The following is a 17,054-nucleotide window of genomic DNA, read 5'->3' as shown; positions in this document are numbered from 1 at the left end:
TGCGGGGCCAGGTCGCGGCTCGGGCCCGTGGTGAGGACGTGCGCGGCGAGCAGGTCGTCCAGGTCGCCCGCGAGCCGTACCCGGCCGCCGCCGAGCATGATCAGGTGGTCGCAGGAGTTCTCCAGCTCGGCGACCACGTGCGAGGACATCACGACGCTGGTGCCGTGCTCGGCGGACTCCGCCAGCAGGACGCCCATCAGTTCGTGGCGGGCCAGCGGGTCGAGGTCGGCCATCGGCTCGTCCAGGAGCAGCAGTTCGGGCCGTTTGGCGAGCGCGAAGGCGAGCGCGACCCGGGTGCGCTGGCCGCCGGACAGCGAGCGGATCCGGGCCTTCGGGGCGAGGCCGCCGGCCGTCACGATCCGTTCGGCGACCGCGGGGTCCCAGCGGGCCGGGTTGAGCTCGCGTCCCAGGCGAAGCGTCTCGGCGACGGTGAGCTGCGGGTACAGCGGCTTGTTCTGGGCGACGTACGCGATGCGCTCGCGGGCCGCGGCCGGGTCCGTGCCGAGCACGGTGAGCGTGCCCTCGGTCGGGCCGAGGACGCCGGCCGCGAGGGCGAGCAGCGTCGACTTGCCCGCGCCGTTCGGGCCGACGACGGCGCAGACGCGTCCGGCGGGCAGCCGCAGCGCGCACTCGCGCAGGGCCCAGTCTCCCCGGCGGCCGAACCGTTTGCCCAGTCCGGCCGCCTCGATGGCGGTGTCCGTCATTCCCGGCCCCCCTCGGTGCTCATGTGCTGTTCCCCCTCGGTGTGCGTGAACTGTTCCAGTACGGCGGTGAAGAGCGCCGAGACGTCGTCCCGGTCCAGGCCGGCCGCCCGGGCGCGGGCCGCCCAGTCGTCCAGCTCCGCCCGCAGCGGCGAGTCCGCCGGGGCGGCGCCCAGCGAGCGGCGGACGAAGGTGCCGAGGCCCCGGCGGGCCTCGACGAGGCCCTCGCGCTCCAGCTCGCGGTAGGCCTTCAGGACGGTGTTCGGATTGATCGCCGTGGCCTCCACGACCTCGCGGGCCGTGGGGAGCCGGTCGCCCGGTTCGAGCAGTCCCAGGCGCAGTGCCTGCTTGGTCTGCTGGACGATCTGCACGTAGGTGGCGACGCCGCTGCGCCGGTCGATGCGGTACTCGACCACTCGGACCAACCACCCTTTCACTAATTGAGTAGTGAAAGGGTGGTGCAAGAGGGCCGCCGGTGTCAACCGAGGACGGTCGCCCCCCGCCCGACCTGCGGGAATCCGCCCCGTGGAAATCCGTCGAACCCGTCGTGAACCGATCCGGGGGGCTCGTCCGATGATGGGGCGTGAGGGATACGAGAAGCGACGGGGAGCTGCTGCGGGCCATCGCGGCGGACGGGGACCGGCGCGCCTTCGAGGAGCTGTACCGGCGGTTCGCGCCGTGGCTGACCGCACGGCTGCGGGGCCGCTGCGCGGACGCGGGTGTGGTCGACGACGTGGTGCAGGAGACGTTCCTCGCCGTGTGGCGCGGCACCGCCCGCTACCGCGAGGAGGGGGACGCGGCCGGCTGGCTGTGGCGCGTCGGCTCGCGCCGGCTCATCGACACCCTGCGCGGCGACGGCGCGCGCGGGCGGCTGCGCCAGGCACTGGGCCGGCTGCGCCACCGGAACGAGGACTCCGCCGAGGAGCGGGTCCTCGCGGGCGTCGAGCACGGCGACCTGGCCGGCGCGCTGACCCGGCTCTCGCCGGAACTGCGGGCGGTCCTCCAGGCCACCGTGGTCGACGGCCTCACGACCCGGGAGGCGGCCGTCCTGCTCGGCATTCCGCCCGGCACGGTCAAGACACGGGCCTCACGCGCCCGCAAGCAGCTGCGGGAGGCGCTGGCATGAGCGGAAACGACACCACCTGGCACGTGCCGGGGGACGACCTGCGGGCCTACGCGGGCGGTGAGCTGACGCCTCCCCGGCTGTGGTCCGCCGACGCCCACCTCGCCGCGTGCGCCCGGTGCCGCGAGGCGCTGGCCGAGGTCACCGACCCCGTGGCGCTGGACGAGGGATGGGCCCGGCTGGACGCCGAACTCGACGCCCCGCGGCCCGGACTCGCCGAGTCCCTGCTGGTGCGGATCGGCGTCGCCGACCACACGGCCCGCCTGCTCGCCGCCACCCCCGTGCTGCGCCGGGCCTGGCTCGTCGCCGTCGTCGCCGTCCTGATGACGACCCTCGCCGCGGCGTCCGCCCTGCGCAGCGGGCAGTCGCCCACCCTGTTCCTCGCCCTCGCGCCGCTGCTCCCGCTCGCCGGGGTCGCCCTGTCCTACGGGCCGGCCCTCGACCCGACGTACGAGATGGCCGTCGTCGCACCGACCCACGGGTTCCGGCTGCTGATGATCCGTACGGTCGCCGTCCTGGCCACCGGGACGGCGCTCAACGGCCTGGCCTCGCTCGCGCTGCCCTCGTATGGCCTGCGCGCGGTGGCCTGGCTGCTGCCCGCGCTCGCCCTCACCGGCCTCGCCCTCGCGCTGACCCCCCGGCTCGGTCCGGTCACCGCGCCCGCCCTCGTCGGCGGCGCGTGGACCGGGCTCCTGCTGCTCGCCGAGAGCAGGACCGAGGGAATCCTCGCGCCGTTCACCGCGGCCGGCCAGGGCGTCTCCGCCGCTGTCGCCCTGCTCGCCGCCGGACTGCTGTACGCCGTCCGCGACCGCTTCGACTCATCCACCGCCACGACCCACAGGAGTGCCGCATGACCTCCGCCTTCCCAGGGGGCGCCCCCACCGTCTCGGCCGCCGGGCTGACCCTGAGCTACGGCAGCACCCACGCCCTCGACGACGTGTCGCTGCGGCTCACGGACGGCGTCACCGGCCTGCTGGGGCCCAACGGCGCCGGCAAGACCACGCTGCTGCGGGTGCTCGCGACCGCCCTGCCCGCCGACCGCGGCTCCTTCACGGTGCTCGGCCGCGACCCCGGCACGACCGCCGGCCGGCAGGACGTGCGCCGCACGCTCGGCTACCTGCCGCAGACCCCCGGCTTCCACCCGGACTTCAGCGCCTTCGAGTTCGTCGACTACGTGGCGATCCTGAAGGAACTGACGGACCGCGCCGCCCGCCACGCCGAGGTGCGGCGGGTGCTCGACGCCGTCGGCCTCTCCGACGTCCGCGGCCGGCGCATCAAGAAGCTGTCCGGCGGGATGCGGCAGCGCGTCGCCCTCGCCGCCGCCCTCGTCGGCGACCCCGGCTTCCTCGTCCTGGACGAGCCGACCGTCGGGCTCGACCCCGAGCAGCGGATGCGCTTCCGGGAACTGATCGCCCGGGCGGGGGAGGGCCGCACGGTGCTGCTCTCCACCCACCAGACCGAGGACGTGGCCATGCTCTGCCGGCGGGTGATCGTCATGGCCCGCGGCCGGATCCGCTTCGAGGGCACCCCCGCCGAGCTGACCGCCCGCGCGGCCGGCCGGGTGTGGAGCGGCACGGAACGCGCGCCCCACGCGAAGGCCGGCTGGCGCACCGGCACCGGCACCTTCCGCAACGTCGGCGACCCGCCGCCCGGCGCGGAACTGCTCGAACCGACTCTGGAGGACGGCTACTTGCTCACCCTCGACGGCGAGCCCGCGGAGGTGGCGGCATGAGCGCCACCGTCCTGGACCCGGCCCCCGCGGGGACCGCTCCCGCCGCCCGCCCCGGCCGGCGGACCCGCGTGGCGGCCGTGCTCGCGCTGGCCCGCTTCGAGTCCCGCGAACTGCTGCTCCAGATACCGGTCTTCGGCCTGTTCGCCCTGTACGTCGCCTACACCTGCTGGCAGTTGTGGGGCGGCGGTGAGCCCATGGACGACTTCCCGGTCCTCCAGGACGCCGACCGGGCCACCCAGGACCGTCCCCTGCTCGTCGCCGTCGCCGTACTCCTCGGCACCAATCGCGCGACCCTGCGCTCCCGGCGGCGCGGCACCGACCAGGCCTTCGACGTGCTGGTCGTGGAGCCCTGGCGGCGCACGGCCGCGCACGCGCTGTCGGCCGTCCCGGTCGCCGCGCTCACCGCGCTGGTCGTCGCCCTCGACTTCACCTGGACGGCTCTCAAGCCCGGCGCGGCGGGCCACGGCTCGCCCGCCGAACTGGCCGTCGGGCCGCTGGTCGTCCTGCTCGCCGGGGTCCTCGGCGTGCTGATGGCCCGCCTGGTCCCCTCCGCGTTCGCCGCGCCGCTCCTCGTGGTCACCGGGCTGGTCCTCGCCACCCTGGTGGCCGCCGGGATGGAGGACGCCGACTGGCAGCGCTGGCTGTGGCCCGTCGTCGACGAGGCCGGCACGGAACCCTTCCCCTCGGACCTGCTGGGCCGCCCCGCCGCCTGGCACGCCCTGTACCTGGCCGGACTCGCCCTGACCCTGGCCTGCACGGCGGTCCTCGTCTCCGGCGGCCGGACCCGGCTGGTCGCCGCGGTGACCGTCGCCGCGCTCGCCGCCACCGGCGCCGGCGTGGCGGGACAGTCGTCCGGCGAGCCGGCCGGGCTGGCCGCCGCCCGCGAGAAGGCGTCCACCGCCCCGGAGAAGGTGCAGTCCTGCCGCACCCAGGGCAACGACGCGTACTGCGCCTACCCCGAGTGGTCCGGCCGGACCGACGAGTGGGCCGAGGTCGTCGGGCGCGTGCGGTCCCTCGCCGGCGGCGGCGCCGGAGGCACCCGGCTGACCGTGCGCCAGCGCGTCGACGCACGGCACGGCCTGAACGGCGACGCCGCGCTGCAGCCGTCCCGTACCCCCGGCCGGGTGACCGTCGGCACGCGCTGGGGCGGCAACCGGGTGCCCGAGTTCGCGGTCGGCGTCGCCTCGGTCCTGGTGGCGGGCGACGAGTACGCCCTGGGCGAGGCGTGCGACGCCCGCAAGGTGACCGTGATGTGGCTCGCGCTCGGCGCCGGGCCCGACCCGATGTCCGCCTTCCGGCACGTGCGCCTGGACGACTCCGTCAGCGGCTCCGGCATCGTGCTCACCCCGACGAACCCGCTCTCCCTGACCGCCCAGCAGACTGACGTCGTCCGCGCACTGCTGGAGAAGCCCCGCTACGCCGTCACCGCCAAGGTGAAGGCCCACTGGGCGGAACTGACCTCGCCGAAGACGACCACGGCACGCGCGGCCGAGCTGCTGGACGTGCCGGTGCCGAAGGGAGCCGACACGTGCCGGGGATGACCCGGGCCCTGGTGCGGCCCGTCACGCGGACCCTGCCGCTGGGGGCGCTGGCGGCGGGCGGAGCCCTCGGACTGCTGCTCGCGGGCCTGCCCCGCACGCTTCCCGGCCGGCCCGACCCGTGGCTGTGCCTGATGCTCCTGCGGGCGGCGGCGCTGGCCTTCGCCCTCGGGCTGGCGTTCCTCCTGGACGACCCCGCCCGGCACACCACGGCGGCCGTCCCGGCGGGGCGCCCGCTGCGCACCGGCCTGCGCGTGGCCCTCGTGGCGCCGTTCGCCGCGCTCTGGTGGGCGGCGGCCCTCGCCCTCGTGCCCGAGGCGGGCCGCCCGCCCGTCGGCGCCCTCACCCTGGAGGCCGCCGCCGCGGCCGTCCTCGCGCTGGCCGTCGCCGCGGCGGGCGTGCGCTTCTCCGACCGGGCCGAGCCGGGCACCGGAGCGGCCGTGACGTTCCTGATCGCGGCGGTCGCGGCACCGCTGCTGATCCCGGACGGGTGGACCCCGTTCGTCGGCGTGGACGACGACCGGTGGGCCGCGGCGCACCACCAGTGGGCACTGCTCCTCGCCGCCGGGGCCGCGGCCTGCGCCGCCTGGACGCGCGAACCCCCGCGCCGGCGTCCCGCGTCCGGCCGCCGGGCACCCGTCCCGGCCGGATGACTCCGGCCCGCCGGGCACCCGTCCCGGCCGGATGACTCCGGCCCGCCGGGCACCCGCCCCGGCCGGATGACTCCGGCCGGGGCGGGCCCGGCTCAGGACTCCGTGCGGTACATCAGGTCCGCCTCGTGGACCGTGAACCCCAGCCGCTCGTACACGGTCACCGCGGCCTTGTTGTCCGCGTCCACGTAGAGCATGGCGGTCGGCAGGCCCTGCGCGGCCAGATGGCGGAGGCCGATCGCCGTCAGGGCCTTGCCGAGGCCGCCGCCCTGCGCGCCGGGGCGCACCCCGACGACGTACACCTCGCCCAGCCGCTCCTCCGCGTGCACCTTCGTCCAGTGGAAACCGGCCAGTTCGCCGTCGCGGAAGGCGAGGAAGAAGCCCGCCGGGTCGAACCAGGGCTGCGCCGTCCGGTCGTCCAGGTCCCGCTGGGTGAGGGAGCCCTGCTCGGGGTGGTGGGCGAAAGCGTCGGCGTTGGCCGCGAGCCACGCCGCGTCGTCCTCGCCGGGCACGAAGGTGCGGACGGTGACCCCGGCCGGGAGCACCGGCTCGGGCAGCTCCAGGCCGGTCAACGGCCGCCGCATCTGACGCAGTTCGCGGAACAGGGTCAGCCCGAGCACCTGCGCGAGGTGCCGTGCGGCCGAGTGCGCGCCGTGCGCCCACACCCGCAGGCGCTTGCCCGAGGCCGCGAGCAGCGCGGTGCCGAGCGCCCGCCCGTGCCCGCGTCCGCGGTGGGAGGGGTGCACGACCAGCTCGGCGGCCGGTGCCTCCACCGGGTCGGTGTCCTCCAACTGCGCGTATCCGACGAGGGTCTCGCCCACCGTCAGCAGCAGGTGCCGTACGCCCTCGCGCTCGCCGCCGCCCAGTTGCAGCCGCCCCTGCTCGGACACCGCCTGCTGGCCGTCGGTCCGCGCGGCCTCGGCGAGCAGGTCGAGCACGGCCCCCGCCTGTTCGGGGGAGAGCTGCGCACAGGTCTCGATGGAGCGGGAGAAGGCGGCGGGTGCGGTGTCGTCGCTGGTCATGGATACGAGGGTACGGCGCGAAGATTTCCGGACAAGGAGCCGGGCGCGGCCGGGTCCCGCGTGGCGGCGCACCGGCGGGCGGGCGGCTCCGCGCACCCCTCGCAAAGAGCGCGATTCGGGCAGGCGTGGGCCGATGGCAATCAGTCCGTAACCCGAACCCCCTGTTGCGCTACGCGCGTTGATTCTAGGCTGCGCCCAAGCCACAGCCGTACGACGCTCCCACAGGGGGAACCATGCTGCCGACGCCCCGGCACAGACGCACCCGTCGCATACTCGCCGCCGCCGCAGGCCTCGCCACCGTCGGTGCGCTGGCCGCCGCGATGCCCGCGAGCGCCGGCCCGGACACCTCGACCGCCGGCCACCACGCGGGCAGCGGCCGCTACCAGGACGTACAGCTGCTGTCCTTCAACGACCTGCACGGCAACCTGGAGCCGCCGACCGGCTCCTCCGGCCGGGTCACGCACCTGAACGAGGACGGCACCACCAGGACCATCGACGCGGGCGGGGTCGAGTACCTCGCCACGCACCTGCGCCAGGCCCGCACGGGCAACCCGTACTCGATCACGGCCGCCGCCGGTGACATGGTCGGCGCCTCGCCGCTGATCTCGGGTCTCTTCCACGACGAGCCCACGATCGACGCGCTGAACAAGCTCGACCTGGACGTCACGAGCGTCGGCAACCACGAGTTCGACGAGGGCGCCGCGGAGCTGGCCCGCCTGCAGAACGGCGGCTGCCACCCGAAGGACGGCTGCTACGACGACAGCGAGGAGTTCGCGGGCGCCGACTTCCCCTACCTGGCGGCGAACGTCACCAAGGAGACCACCGGCAAGCCGCTCCTCAAGCCCTACTGGGTCTGGAAGAAGAACGGCGTCAAGGTCGGCTTCATCGGCGTGACCCTGGAGGGCACCGCGAACATCGTGTCCGCCGAGGGCGTCAAGGGCCTGAAGTTCGGCGACGAGGTCGAGACGATCAACAAGTACGCCAAGGTGCTCCGCGCCCAGGGTGTCAACTCGATCGTCGCGCTGATCCACGAGGGCGGCGCGCCCGCCTCGGCGGCGTACAACTACGACTGCGACAGCCCGGGCGCCGGCGACGGCATCTCCGGACCGATCGTCGACATCGCCAAGCACGTCACCCCGGCCGTCGACGCGCTGGTCACCGGCCACACCCACCAGGCCTACGCCTGCACCATCCCGGACCCGGCGGGCAACCCGCGCATGGTCACCTCGGCCGCGTCCTTCGGCCGCCTCTACACGGACACCACGCTGACCTACGACCGCTGGACGGGCGACATCGCGCGCACCGCGGTGAAGTCCGCGAACCACGTGGTCACCCGTGACGTGGCGAAGGCCGCGGACATGACCGGGCTGATCACGAAGTGGAAGACCCTGGCCGCCCCGGTCGCCTCGCGCCCGATCGGCTACATCGCCGGTGAGATCCCGAACGCGGGCACCGAGTCCCCGCTCGGCGACATGATCGCCGACGCGCAGCTCGCGTACGCCAAGTCCGTCGACCCCGAGGCCGACGTCGCGCTGATGAACCCGGGCGGCATCCGGGCCGGCCTCACCTACGCGTCCAGCGCGGGCGAGGGCGACGGCGTGGTGACGTACGGCGAGGCGTACACCGTCCAGCCGTTCGCCAACACGGTGAACCTGGTCGACCTCAAGGGCTCGCAGCTCGTCACCGGGCTCCAGCAGCAGGTCAGCGGCGCGAACGAGGCCGCCCCGAAGGTCCTCCAGATCTCCTCGGGCCTCACCTACACGCTGGACCTGACCAAGACGGGCGCCGCCCGGGTGGTCGCGGACTCGATCCGCCTGAACGGTGCGGCGATCGACCCGAACGCCACCTACCGCGTCGCGATGAACTCGTTCCTCGCGGGCGGCGGCGACGGCTTCACCGAGCTGGGCAAGGGCGGCAACGTGCTGGTCGGCGGCGACGACCTGGCCGCGTTCGAGGCGTACCTGACCGCCAACTCCTCGGCCGCGGCGCCGTACCCGGTGCCGAAGGCGGACCGGATCACGGTCGTGAAGTAGCACACCGGAGGCCCGCACCGCGCGGGCCGACGGAAAAGGGGGCCCGCGAAATGCGGGCCCCCTCTTCATTTCCCGTCGCAATCCCCGCCGCATTCGTGCGGGAAGCCGCCGTGCATTCCCGGCGGTCGACGCGCCGTTTCCGGAATGCCCCGGAACGCGCCGGCCCCGCATTCACGCCGGGGCCGGGCCGCCGGGATTCCTCAGGTGGGGAACTCCCCGAGCCAGCTGCGCCGGAGCAGGTGCTCGGGCAGGTACTCGGACTCGACCTCGACCGGCATGCCGACGTCCAGGGCGAGGCAGGCCACGGCCAGCGGGCCCAGAGCGACCGCGCCGTCGGTGGTCATCCTGCGGTCCTCGTCCTTGGTCCAGTACGCCTTGTGCAGCCGCAGCGCCTGCGCCAGCCCCTCGTTGAACTGCTCCGTGTCCCGCTTGAGGAACTGAAGGAACAGGTTCAGCGGCGGGTAGAGGATCTGCAGCATCAGCTCCCGGTCGGCGACCCGGAGGACGTCCGGGTCGGTGCCGCGGAAGGCGGCGGAGAACTTGTCGCCGAGCCCCGGCCGCTCCGTCCAGTACGTCTGGAGCGCGTCCACCCAGTCGTAGACGTAGTCGTCGTAGACCGCGCCGGACGCCCGCAGCACGTCGATCGGCACCCCGGCGAGCCGGGTCATGCGGTCCTGGTCGCGGCAGACGACCGCCAGCCAGAACGCGGTGATCCAGTTGCCCGCGTCGGTGAAGTGCCGCGGGCCGGTTGCCGGGATCGTCCGCGTCTTGTGCGCGATGACGCACTCGACGGTGTCCGCGTCGGTGGTGGCCGCCGCGAACAGCGCGGAGCCGACCTGCGTCGCCGCGACCCACGCCTCCCACGTCTCGGAGGTGTTGGCGGTGGGGTCGTGCAGGCAGTGCAGGTTCGCCGTGCTCAGCACACTGCTGAAGGTCAGCCCGAACATCTCGGGGGAGTCCGAGAGCGACTCGACGGATTCGATCAGGTCGCGGTCGACGCTCGCGATGAACTCGGTCGGATCCCCGGACGAAGGCAATTCCTCGCGGACAACGCGCTCGGGCATCATGGGCTCCTGGTTTCGCTGAGGTCGAACTTCTTCATCTCGTAGCCGGCGTACTTGCCGCCCGGCGCGGCGTCGGCCTTGACCACCACATACTCTACTTTTCCTGCGGCGAGGGCCTCGCGCAGGCTTTTCGCCAGGTCCTTCTCGGCGACGTCCCGTGTCCTCAGGGAGCGCTTCTCCATCTCCCGGAGAATCGTCTCGAAGTACTCCCTGGTGCCCTGCTGGACCCGGTTGCCCAGGTAGCTCGTCCGGTCACCGAGGCCGGCCTTGAGCGAGCCCTTCGCCTCCACGACGACGTATCGGCCGTCCTGCGTCCGGTAGACCTGGTCGAAGCGGTTGTTGCCGAGCGCGCCGTTGTCCACCCGGGTCGCGTTCTTGTAGTGCTCGGGGATCGCGTGCGTTTCCGCGACGTTCTCGCCGAACATCTCGCTCTGCCTGAGCATCTGGCCGTGCAGTGGTGAGTGCGCGGTCTCGGCCGCGTCCCTGGCCGCGTCCAACTCCGCGGTGGGATGGGCCTTGTAGGCCTCCTCGGCGTGCTTGAGGTCCGTTTCGGCGATGTTGTCGGCATCGATCGCCGACTGGCGCGCCTCGGCCCACTTGTCGAGCTGCTCCAGGGTGTCCTTCGGGACGTCGACCCGCGTGCCTACCGCGGGCTTCGGGTCGAGGTACTTCGCCGGGGTCGCCGGCGGCAGGTCGCTCTTGGAGATCCACTTGCCGGGGTTGGCGGGGTCGGGCACCAGGGTGGGCAGCCGCTGGCCGAACACCTCCTCGTCGGCGAACCGGCGGTAGCCGTTGGACCGGTAGTGATCCTTGAACCACGACGGGTCGTTGTTGGCGAGGTCGACGTGGCGCTGCATGATCTCGCGCGGGGTGCCCTCCGCCGGGCGCCCGCCCTGGGGGTCCCCGGGGGTGTGGTCGCCGCCGGTGGGTCCGGCGGTGTCGTCCGCGTGGCTGCCGCCGCCGAGGCCGTCGTCGCCGCCGCGGCCCAGGTCGTCCAGGCCGTCGAACCCGCCGGTGCCGCCCGTGCCGGTGCCGCCCGTGCCGCCGTTGCGCGGCGGCAGGGTGTCGGTGCCGTGGCCGCCCGGCAGGTGGGAGCCGGTGCCGCCGGTGCCGACCGGGTCGCCGCCCCGTCCGACCGTGCCGGCCGTGTCGGCGGTGTGCGCGCCGACGCCGACCAGCTCGCCGTCCCGGCCGGGGGTCGCCCCGTGCTCGGAGGTGGCGCGCTCGGCGGCCGTGCTCTCGTGCGCGATGTCCGCCAGGGACTCCCGCACGGTGCCGTCCGCGTTGTGCATCACCAGCGTCTTGGTGTCGAGGTAGACGACCTCGCCCTTCGGGGTCTCCATGCGGACCGTGTTCTCGGGGGTGAGGCCCGCGGGCAGCACGTCGGTCTTCAGCGGCTGGTCGGTGATCTTGAAAGTGCTGTCGGCGAGCTTGATGTACGTGCCGTTGGTGACGGCCTTGAGGCTCGCCATCACGTCGCCGAGACGGGTGATGCCGACGCCGACGCCCTTCGCGACGTACGTCATCGGGTCGACGATGCGGCCCGCCTTGCCGGCGAAGGAGATGGCCTTGGCGATGGCGCCGGTCTTCGCGGCCGTGCCCGTACCGCCGGTGAAGATCGTGGTGAGGACGTTGAAGGTGACCGCACCGGCCGCGCGCGAGGGGTTCTTGCCCCACTCGTCGTACGCGATCAGGGCCTTGCCCGTCTCCACGACGGCGGTGCGCGAGTCGCGCAGCCAGGACGGCAGCTTGTCGTCCGGGACCAGCCAGTAGGCGGTGCCGACGATCGGCATGCCGGTGATGACCAGGCCGGTCAGCAGCTTGCCCAGGCCGGTCCAGGCCTGGCCCGCCGCGTCCCAGCCGTCGAAGCCGACGAGCGTGCCGAGGCCCTTGATCGTGCCCCACACGCCGTCGACGAAGAAGCCCTTGGTGAAGTCCCACAGGTGCTCGTGGATCTGGTACCAGGGCGTGGACTCCTCGACCGGGTCGCCCCACGGCAGGCCCTGGGCGTTGTTCAGGTCCTCGGCCCGGTAGCCGTACATGCCCTCTTTGTTGGACCCGTCGTTCACGGTGAGCGGGGCCCCGCCGATCAGGGCGACGATCTTGCCGTAGCAGGTGCGCTCCGCCGCCTGGAAGGCCGCCCAGGCCGCGTTGACCTCGTTGCGCCGGGCGTTGTTCTCGTCGACCAGGTCGGCGTCCTCGCGCCAGTCGTCGTCGTCCGCGATGCTGCTCGCGAAGGCCGCCGCGTCATGGCGCAGGCTCTCGAACTTGGCAACGAGGGGCCGGATCTCCGACGCGTAGGCGCTCAGCGCCGAGGCGACCGTGCCCACCTCGGTGCACAGCTCGTCGCCCGCCTTGGCCACCGGGGCGGTGGTGGCGAACAGCTTCTCCGCCTCGGGCGCCTCGTAGTAGGCGGACAGCCCCTTGAAGCGGGTGTCGATCTGCGATCCGGCGTCCCACAGGTTGAACGCGTCCGTGCTCAGCGCGGAGACGTCCTTCTCCAGCTGCTCCAGGTTGCCGGTGAACTTCGGTATCTCCGCCGGGTTCAGTGCCGTCTGGTCGCTCACTTGGCACCGCCCGCGGGAGCGCCCGGCAGGTCGATCTTCGGTTCCTTGAGGGCCGCCGCCTGTGCTTCGGCGGCCATGTCCAGGTCACCCTGGTTGTAGGCGTTGGTCGCCTCCACCGCGCCCTTCAGGGAGTTCACGGTCCGCTGCGCCATGTAGGCGAGCTTCTTCTGCCGCTCCTCCAGGTACTGGCTCAGCGCGGCGGCGACCGGGCCGACCGGTACGCGCGGGGTCCCGGCCGGCACCGGGCCGATCATCGGCCCGCTGAACTGCCCGCCCGGTACGGCCGTCCCCGCCGAGGACGCCGCGCTCGCCATGTTCGTCACCAGCGAGGTGGCGGCCTTCTCCAGGTCCCCGCCCGCCTCGCCCGTCGTCGTCAGCGTGGCCTGCACGCCGACGGGATCGATGTCCCAAGCTGTCATTCCAGCCCCCGTAAAGCCTTTGACAGTCACGTTCATCAGACACGTTGTCTCGGCAATGGCCGATCATTCGTACCAAAGAGACGCATGCGGCGGCAACGCAGTTCCCCATGGAAGCAGTTGGGGACGACTTGTGCCTAAGGGGCTTCCGGCGGGGGTGTCGGCGCGCCGGGGAGCCGGACGGTCGCGACCGTGCCGCCGCCCTCCGCCGGGGTCAGCGAGACCTCGCCGCCGCACCGCTGGACGGTGCGGGCCACGATGGACAGGCCGAGGCCCGAACCGGGCAGCGCGCGCGCCGACGGCGAGCGCCAGAACCGGTCGAAGACGTAGGGGAGTTCGTCGGCGGGGATGCCGGGGCCGTGGTCCCGGACGGTGAGGACGCCGCCGTCGAGCGCGACCTCGACGGTGCCGCCCTCCGGGCTGAACTTCACCGCGTTGTCGAGCACGTTGACGATCGCCCGCTCCAGCGCGGACGGCTCCGCCCGGACGAACCACGGGTGGAGGTCCGCCGAGATCGTCAGCTCTGGTCCGCGCAGCCGGGCCCGGCGCAGCGCAGCGTCCACGACGTCCCGCAGCGCGACCACCTGCACGCGGTCCCCCGACTGGGCCGACTCCGACCGCGAGAGCGTCTGCAGATCACCGATCAGTACCGCGAGTTCGGTCATCTGCGCGGTGACGGAGGAGAGCAGCGCCTTGCGGTCGGCCGGGGGGATCGCGCGGCCCGTCTCCTCGCTGCGGGCGAGCAGTTCGATGTTGGTGCGGAGCGAGGTGAGCGGCGTGCGCAGTTCGTGCCCGGCGTCCGCGATGAGCTGCTGCTGCACCTCGCGGGAGTTCGCGAGCGAGGCGGTCATCGAGTTGAACGAGCGGGACAGCCGGGCGATCTCGTCCTCGCCGTCCTCCTCCACCGGGATACGGATGGTGAGGTCCTCGGTGCGCGCGACGTGCTCGACCGCCTCGGTGAGCTTGTCGACGGGCCTGAGCCCGGCGCGGGCCACGGCGAGACCGGCGGCCCCGGCACCGACGACACCGATCCCGGAGACGAGGAGGAGCAGCAGGGCGAGTTCGTCGAGCGTCTTGTCGGTGTCCTGGAGAGGGAAGGCGATGAGGAGAGCGGCGTCCTTGTACAGGCGGGCGCCGCTCGGACCGCTGCCGATCAGGGGAGAGGTCAGCACCCGTACGGGGTCGCCGTCCTCGTCGGTGCTGTTGTGGATCGGTCCCGTGCCCCGGGTCGGGTTCTCGGCGACGGCGGTGTCGCTGCCGGTCACCTTCACCGCGCCCGCGGAGTTCGAGAAGACGCATGCCGTGCCGTCGGACTTGATCACCTGGATGTAGTACGTGGCCGGCTGCGGGCCGGGGTCCTCCTGCTGGGAGGGCGTCGTGGTGCAGTTCGCCACGACGGCGTCCACCAGCTCGGACCGCAGGGGACCGCCGGCCGCACGCAGATCGCTGTCCACCTCGTCGTACAGCTTCCCCCGCACGATGAACCAGCACGTCACCGACACCGCGGCCACCCCGAACGCCACCGCCGCCGCGACCAGCAGCGCGAGCCGGGACCGGATCGGCAGGGACCGGAACCGGCGCAGGACTCGGTTCACTCGGCGCCGCCCGAGCGCAGCACGTACCCGACGCCCCGCACCGTGTGGACGAGCCGCGGCTCGCCGCCCGCCTCGGTCTTGCGGCGCAGGTACATCACGTACACGTCCAGGGAGTTGGAGCTCGGCTCGAAGTCGAAGCCCCAGACGGCCTTGAGGATCTGCTCGCGGGTGAGGACCTGGCGCGGGTGGGCGAGGAACATCTCCAGGAGCGTGAACTCCGTGCGGGTCAGCTCGACCTGCCGCCCGCCCCGGGTGACCTCGCGGGTCGCCAGGTCCATGCGCAGGTCGGCGAAGGTGAGCGCGTCGTCCTCCGCGGTGCCGATCGCCGCCGCCGCGTACGAGCTGCGGCGCAGCAGCGCCCGGATGCGGGCGAAGAGTTCGTCGAGCTCGAAGGGCTTGACCAGGTAGTCGTCGGCGCCCGCGTCGAGGCCGGTGACGCGGTCGCCGACGGTGTCGCGGGCGGTGAGCATGAGGATCGGCGTGGTGGTGCCCGCGCCGCGCATCCGGCGGGCCGCCGTCAGGCCGTCCATCCGGGGCATCTGGATGTCGAGGACGACCAGGTCGGGCCGGTACGCGGTGACCTTCTCCAGGGCGTCCGCGCCGTCCACGGCGACCTCGGTGCCGTACCCCTCGAAGGCGAGGCTGCGCTGGAGCGCCTCGCGCACCGCGGGCTCGTCGTCGACGATCAGGATGCGCTGGGGTTCACGGTCGCCTTCGGCGGGGCTCATCGGCGTTCTGTTCCTCGGGTGCGATGGGGGATGCGAGGGGAGGCGGGTCGGGACGTTCAGCGTCGCACGTCCGCGGCTCCTCCCGCAGGGCCGGCCGGGTGCGGGACCGGGCGGGCCGGGAGCCGCCCCGCACACCGGCGGGGGCGGACTCGCGCGGCACCGTCCGGTCAGGCCCGCGGGGCGGTACGGCGGCGGATCCGGTCGGCGCGGGCGGGCCGGGCGGCGGCCGGGGCCACCTCGGGGGCCCGGGTGAGCGGCGGGTGCAGCCGGCGGGCGACGGCGAGGGCGAGGCCGAGCCCGGCCGGGTCACCGCCCGCCGCGGAGTGGGCGACCTGCCGGAACGGAACACGCGTGATCATGTCGACCTCCTGGGTCACTGGCCCCCGCACGGGGGCGGCTCAGCTGTCGGAGCCGCCGGCGCGCAGGGTGTCCAGGTCGGACTTGACGGTGTTGACCGGGATGGCGAAGCCGAGGCCGACGCTGCCCGCGTCGGTCGAGCCGGACGAGGAGTCCGAGGCGGCCGAGTACATGGCGGAGTTGATGCCGATGATGTTGCCGTTCATGTCGATCAGCGCGCCGCCGGAGTTGCCCGGGTTCAGCGAGGCGTCCGTCTGGAGCGCCTTGTACGTCGTCGTGGACGAGCCGGTGTCGCCGTTGAACTCCCGGCCCCCGTACTCGAAGGGCCACTGGCCGCTGCCGCCGCCCTGCTGGCCCTGGCTCTCGTCCGTGGAGACGGTGACGTCGCGGTCGAGCGCGGAGACGATGCCGCTGGTGACGGTGCCGGTCAGACCCTCCGGGGAGCCGATCGCGACGACGTCGTCGCCGACCCGGACGGCGTCGGAGTCGCCGAGGCTCGCCGCCTTCAGCCCGGACGGCGCGTTCTCCAGCCCGATCAGCGCGAGGTCCTTCTTGCTGTCCGTGCCGACGACCTTCGCGGTGTAGGTCTTGCCCGTGCTCGTCGTCACCTTGATCGAGGATGCGCCGGAGATGACGTGGTTGTTGGTGATGATCTCGCCGCCCGAGGTGATGATCACGCCCGAGCCGGTGGACCGGCCCGCGTTCGAGGTGGCGCTGATCTCCACGATGCTCGGGCTGACCGCCGCGGCGACCCCGGCGACGGTGCCCTTCTTGGCGGCCGGGACCACGGTCGTGCTCGTAGCGCTCGCCACGGTGTCCGGGCCGGTCAGCTCCTGGAAGGCGAACGCGGTGCCGCCGCCCACGGCCGCCGCCGCGATCGCCACGGCGGCGAGCAGGGCCAGCGGGCCCCGGGCACGCCTCCTGGGGGCCGGGGCGGGCCCGGCGCCGGGGGCCGGCGGGAAGGGCGGGGGGCCGGGGTGCCCGAAGCCGTCCGCGCCGCCGTGGCCGGCGTCGCCGGTCCGGTGGCCCGCGCCCGGCCACACCGTGGTGCCCGGCGCGACGGCGACCGGGGTGCCGGGCGCGTGGGCCGGCGGGGGCGGCCACTCGGGGTCGACGGGGGAGGAGGCGTGCTGCTGCCCGGGGTACGCGGGCTGGTGGCCGCCCTGCACGTACCCGGACTGGTCGCCCTGCTGGGGGTGCTCGTACTCGCCGCTGCGGCGGAAGCTCTCGGTCATGGAAAGCAGACTCGCTCCCCATCATGAGAGGCGGCTGAGGGACCGCTGAGAAGCCCGACAGAACCTCGTATGCCCGATATGAAGACGCTCCGGCCGGGCGAACGGCGGGTTGCGGGGGCGTGATGGCACGGAACGCGCGGGGCGAATACTTGTCTGCCCGCTGTGCGGCCCGTGTGCTTGGTGGTGCGCGCGGCCTACGATCACCGCGCCGGAGGGGGGCTCCGCGGTTTCGCCCGACTGCCATGCGCGGTCCGGGCCGGTGCGTCGTACGCCCTTCTCGGGTCCCGTCAGTC

General features: G+C 73.6%; 15 protein-coding genes and 1 pseudogene. 6 read left to right on the top strand and 10 right to left on the bottom strand.

Going from position 1 to position 17,054, the window contains the following annotated elements; all coding sequences use genetic code 11:
• Positions 1 to 208: 208 nt before the first annotated feature.
• Both ACWGIS_RS20305 and ACWGIS_RS20300 read right to left on the bottom strand, forming a co-directional pair.
• Positions 209 to 704, bottom strand: a pseudogene (locus tag ACWGIS_RS20305) (ATP-binding cassette domain-containing protein); the annotation flags it as partial.
• Complete coding sequence (locus tag ACWGIS_RS20300) at positions 701 to 1,117, bottom strand: GntR family transcriptional regulator (protein ID WP_453363820.1); 417 nt, start codon at positions 1,115 to 1,117, stop codon at positions 701 to 703. The pseudogene ACWGIS_RS20305 and the gene ACWGIS_RS20300, both read right to left, overlap by 4 nt.
• A 167-nt stretch (positions 1,118 to 1,284) precedes the next feature.
• On the opposite strand from ACWGIS_RS20300, the gene ACWGIS_RS20295 reads away from it, so the two are divergent.
• The 5 genes from ACWGIS_RS20295 to ACWGIS_RS20275 are packed head-to-tail and all read left to right on the top strand — an operon-like array spanning position 1,285 to position 5,747.
• Positions 1,285 to 1,827 carry an RNA polymerase sigma factor gene (locus ACWGIS_RS20295; protein ID WP_453363819.1) on the top strand — a complete coding sequence of 181 codons (543 nt, stop codon included), beginning with the start codon at positions 1,285 to 1,287 and terminating at the stop codon, positions 1,825 to 1,827.
• Complete coding sequence (locus ACWGIS_RS20290; RefSeq protein ID WP_453363818.1) at positions 1,824 to 2,678, top strand: zf-HC2 domain-containing protein; 855 nt, start codon at positions 1,824 to 1,826, stop codon at positions 2,676 to 2,678. The genes ACWGIS_RS20295 and ACWGIS_RS20290 overlap by 4 nt, the downstream gene beginning before the upstream one ends.
• Positions 2,675 to 3,556: an ABC transporter ATP-binding protein gene (locus ACWGIS_RS20285; RefSeq protein ID WP_453363817.1), complete on the top strand. Its 882-nt coding sequence runs from the start codon at positions 2,675 to 2,677 to the stop codon at positions 3,554 to 3,556. The genes ACWGIS_RS20290 and ACWGIS_RS20285 overlap by 4 nt, the downstream gene beginning before the upstream one ends.
• Positions 3,553 to 5,097: an ABC transporter permease gene (locus tag ACWGIS_RS20280; RefSeq protein ID WP_453363816.1), complete on the top strand. Its 1,545-nt coding sequence runs from the start codon at positions 3,553 to 3,555 to the stop codon at positions 5,095 to 5,097. Before ACWGIS_RS20285 ends, ACWGIS_RS20280 begins: the two co-directional genes overlap by 4 nt.
• On the top strand, positions 5,094 to 5,747 hold the full coding sequence (locus ACWGIS_RS20275) for an ABC transporter (protein ID WP_453363844.1): 654 nt from the start codon (positions 5,094 to 5,096) through the stop codon (positions 5,745 to 5,747). Before ACWGIS_RS20280 ends, ACWGIS_RS20275 begins: the two co-directional genes overlap by 4 nt.
• A gap of 92 nt (positions 5,748 to 5,839) precedes the next feature.
• On the opposite strand, the gene mshD is transcribed toward ACWGIS_RS20275, so the two are convergent.
• Entirely contained in the window at positions 5,840 to 6,766 is a 927-nt protein-coding gene (gene mshD, locus ACWGIS_RS20270; protein WP_453363815.1) for a mycothiol synthase, read from the bottom strand.
• A 233-nt stretch (positions 6,767 to 6,999) separates the two neighbouring features.
• Here mshD and ACWGIS_RS20265 point away from each other — a divergent pair, with 233 nt between their 5' ends.
• On the top strand, positions 7,000 to 8,799 hold the full coding sequence (locus ACWGIS_RS20265) for a bifunctional metallophosphatase/5'-nucleotidase (protein WP_453363814.1): 1,800 nt from the start codon (positions 7,000 to 7,002) through the stop codon (positions 8,797 to 8,799).
• 200 nt (positions 8,800 to 8,999) lie between these two features.
• Here ACWGIS_RS20265 and ACWGIS_RS20260 read toward each other — a convergent pair whose 3' ends face one another.
• The 7 genes from ACWGIS_RS20260 to ACWGIS_RS20230 form a co-directional block, all read right to left on the bottom strand.
• Positions 9,000 to 9,863 carry an immunity 49 family protein gene (locus ACWGIS_RS20260; protein WP_453363813.1) on the bottom strand — a complete coding sequence of 288 codons (864 nt, stop codon included), beginning with the start codon at positions 9,861 to 9,863 and terminating at the stop codon, positions 9,000 to 9,002.
• On the bottom strand, positions 9,863 to 12,430 hold the full coding sequence (locus tag ACWGIS_RS20255; protein WP_453363812.1) for a hypothetical protein: 2,568 nt from the start codon (positions 12,428 to 12,430) through the stop codon (positions 9,863 to 9,865). The genes ACWGIS_RS20260 and ACWGIS_RS20255 overlap by 1 nt, the downstream gene beginning before the upstream one ends.
• Entirely contained in the window at positions 12,427 to 12,849 is a 423-nt protein-coding gene (locus ACWGIS_RS20250) for a DUF6507 family protein (RefSeq protein ID WP_453363811.1), read from the bottom strand. The genes ACWGIS_RS20255 and ACWGIS_RS20250 overlap by 4 nt, the downstream gene beginning before the upstream one ends.
• Positions 12,850 to 12,983: 134 nt before the next feature.
• Positions 12,984 to 14,441, bottom strand: a complete 1,458-nt coding sequence (locus ACWGIS_RS20245; protein WP_453363810.1) for a sensor histidine kinase — start codon at positions 14,439 to 14,441, stop codon at positions 12,984 to 12,986.
• A complete protein-coding gene (locus ACWGIS_RS20240) occupies positions 14,438 to 15,169 on the bottom strand; it encodes a response regulator transcription factor (RefSeq protein WP_453363809.1) in 732 nt (243 codons plus the stop codon). The genes ACWGIS_RS20245 and ACWGIS_RS20240 overlap by 4 nt, the downstream gene beginning before the upstream one ends.
• 167 nt (positions 15,170 to 15,336) lie before the next feature.
• Positions 15,337 to 15,528, bottom strand: a complete 192-nt coding sequence (locus tag ACWGIS_RS20235) for a hypothetical protein (RefSeq protein ID WP_453363808.1) — start codon at positions 15,526 to 15,528, stop codon at positions 15,337 to 15,339.
• 39 nt (positions 15,529 to 15,567) lie between these two features.
• Positions 15,568 to 16,761, bottom strand: coding sequence for a S1C family serine protease (locus ACWGIS_RS20230; protein ID WP_453363807.1), 1,194 nt, complete (start codon positions 16,759 to 16,761; stop codon positions 15,568 to 15,570).
• Positions 16,762 to 17,054 lie beyond the last annotated feature (293 nt).

Source organism: Streptomyces sp. NPDC054842, from assembly GCF_053611025.1.
Note: the sequence above shows the minus strand (reverse complement) of the source record. Positions and strands in the feature narration are given on the sequence as shown.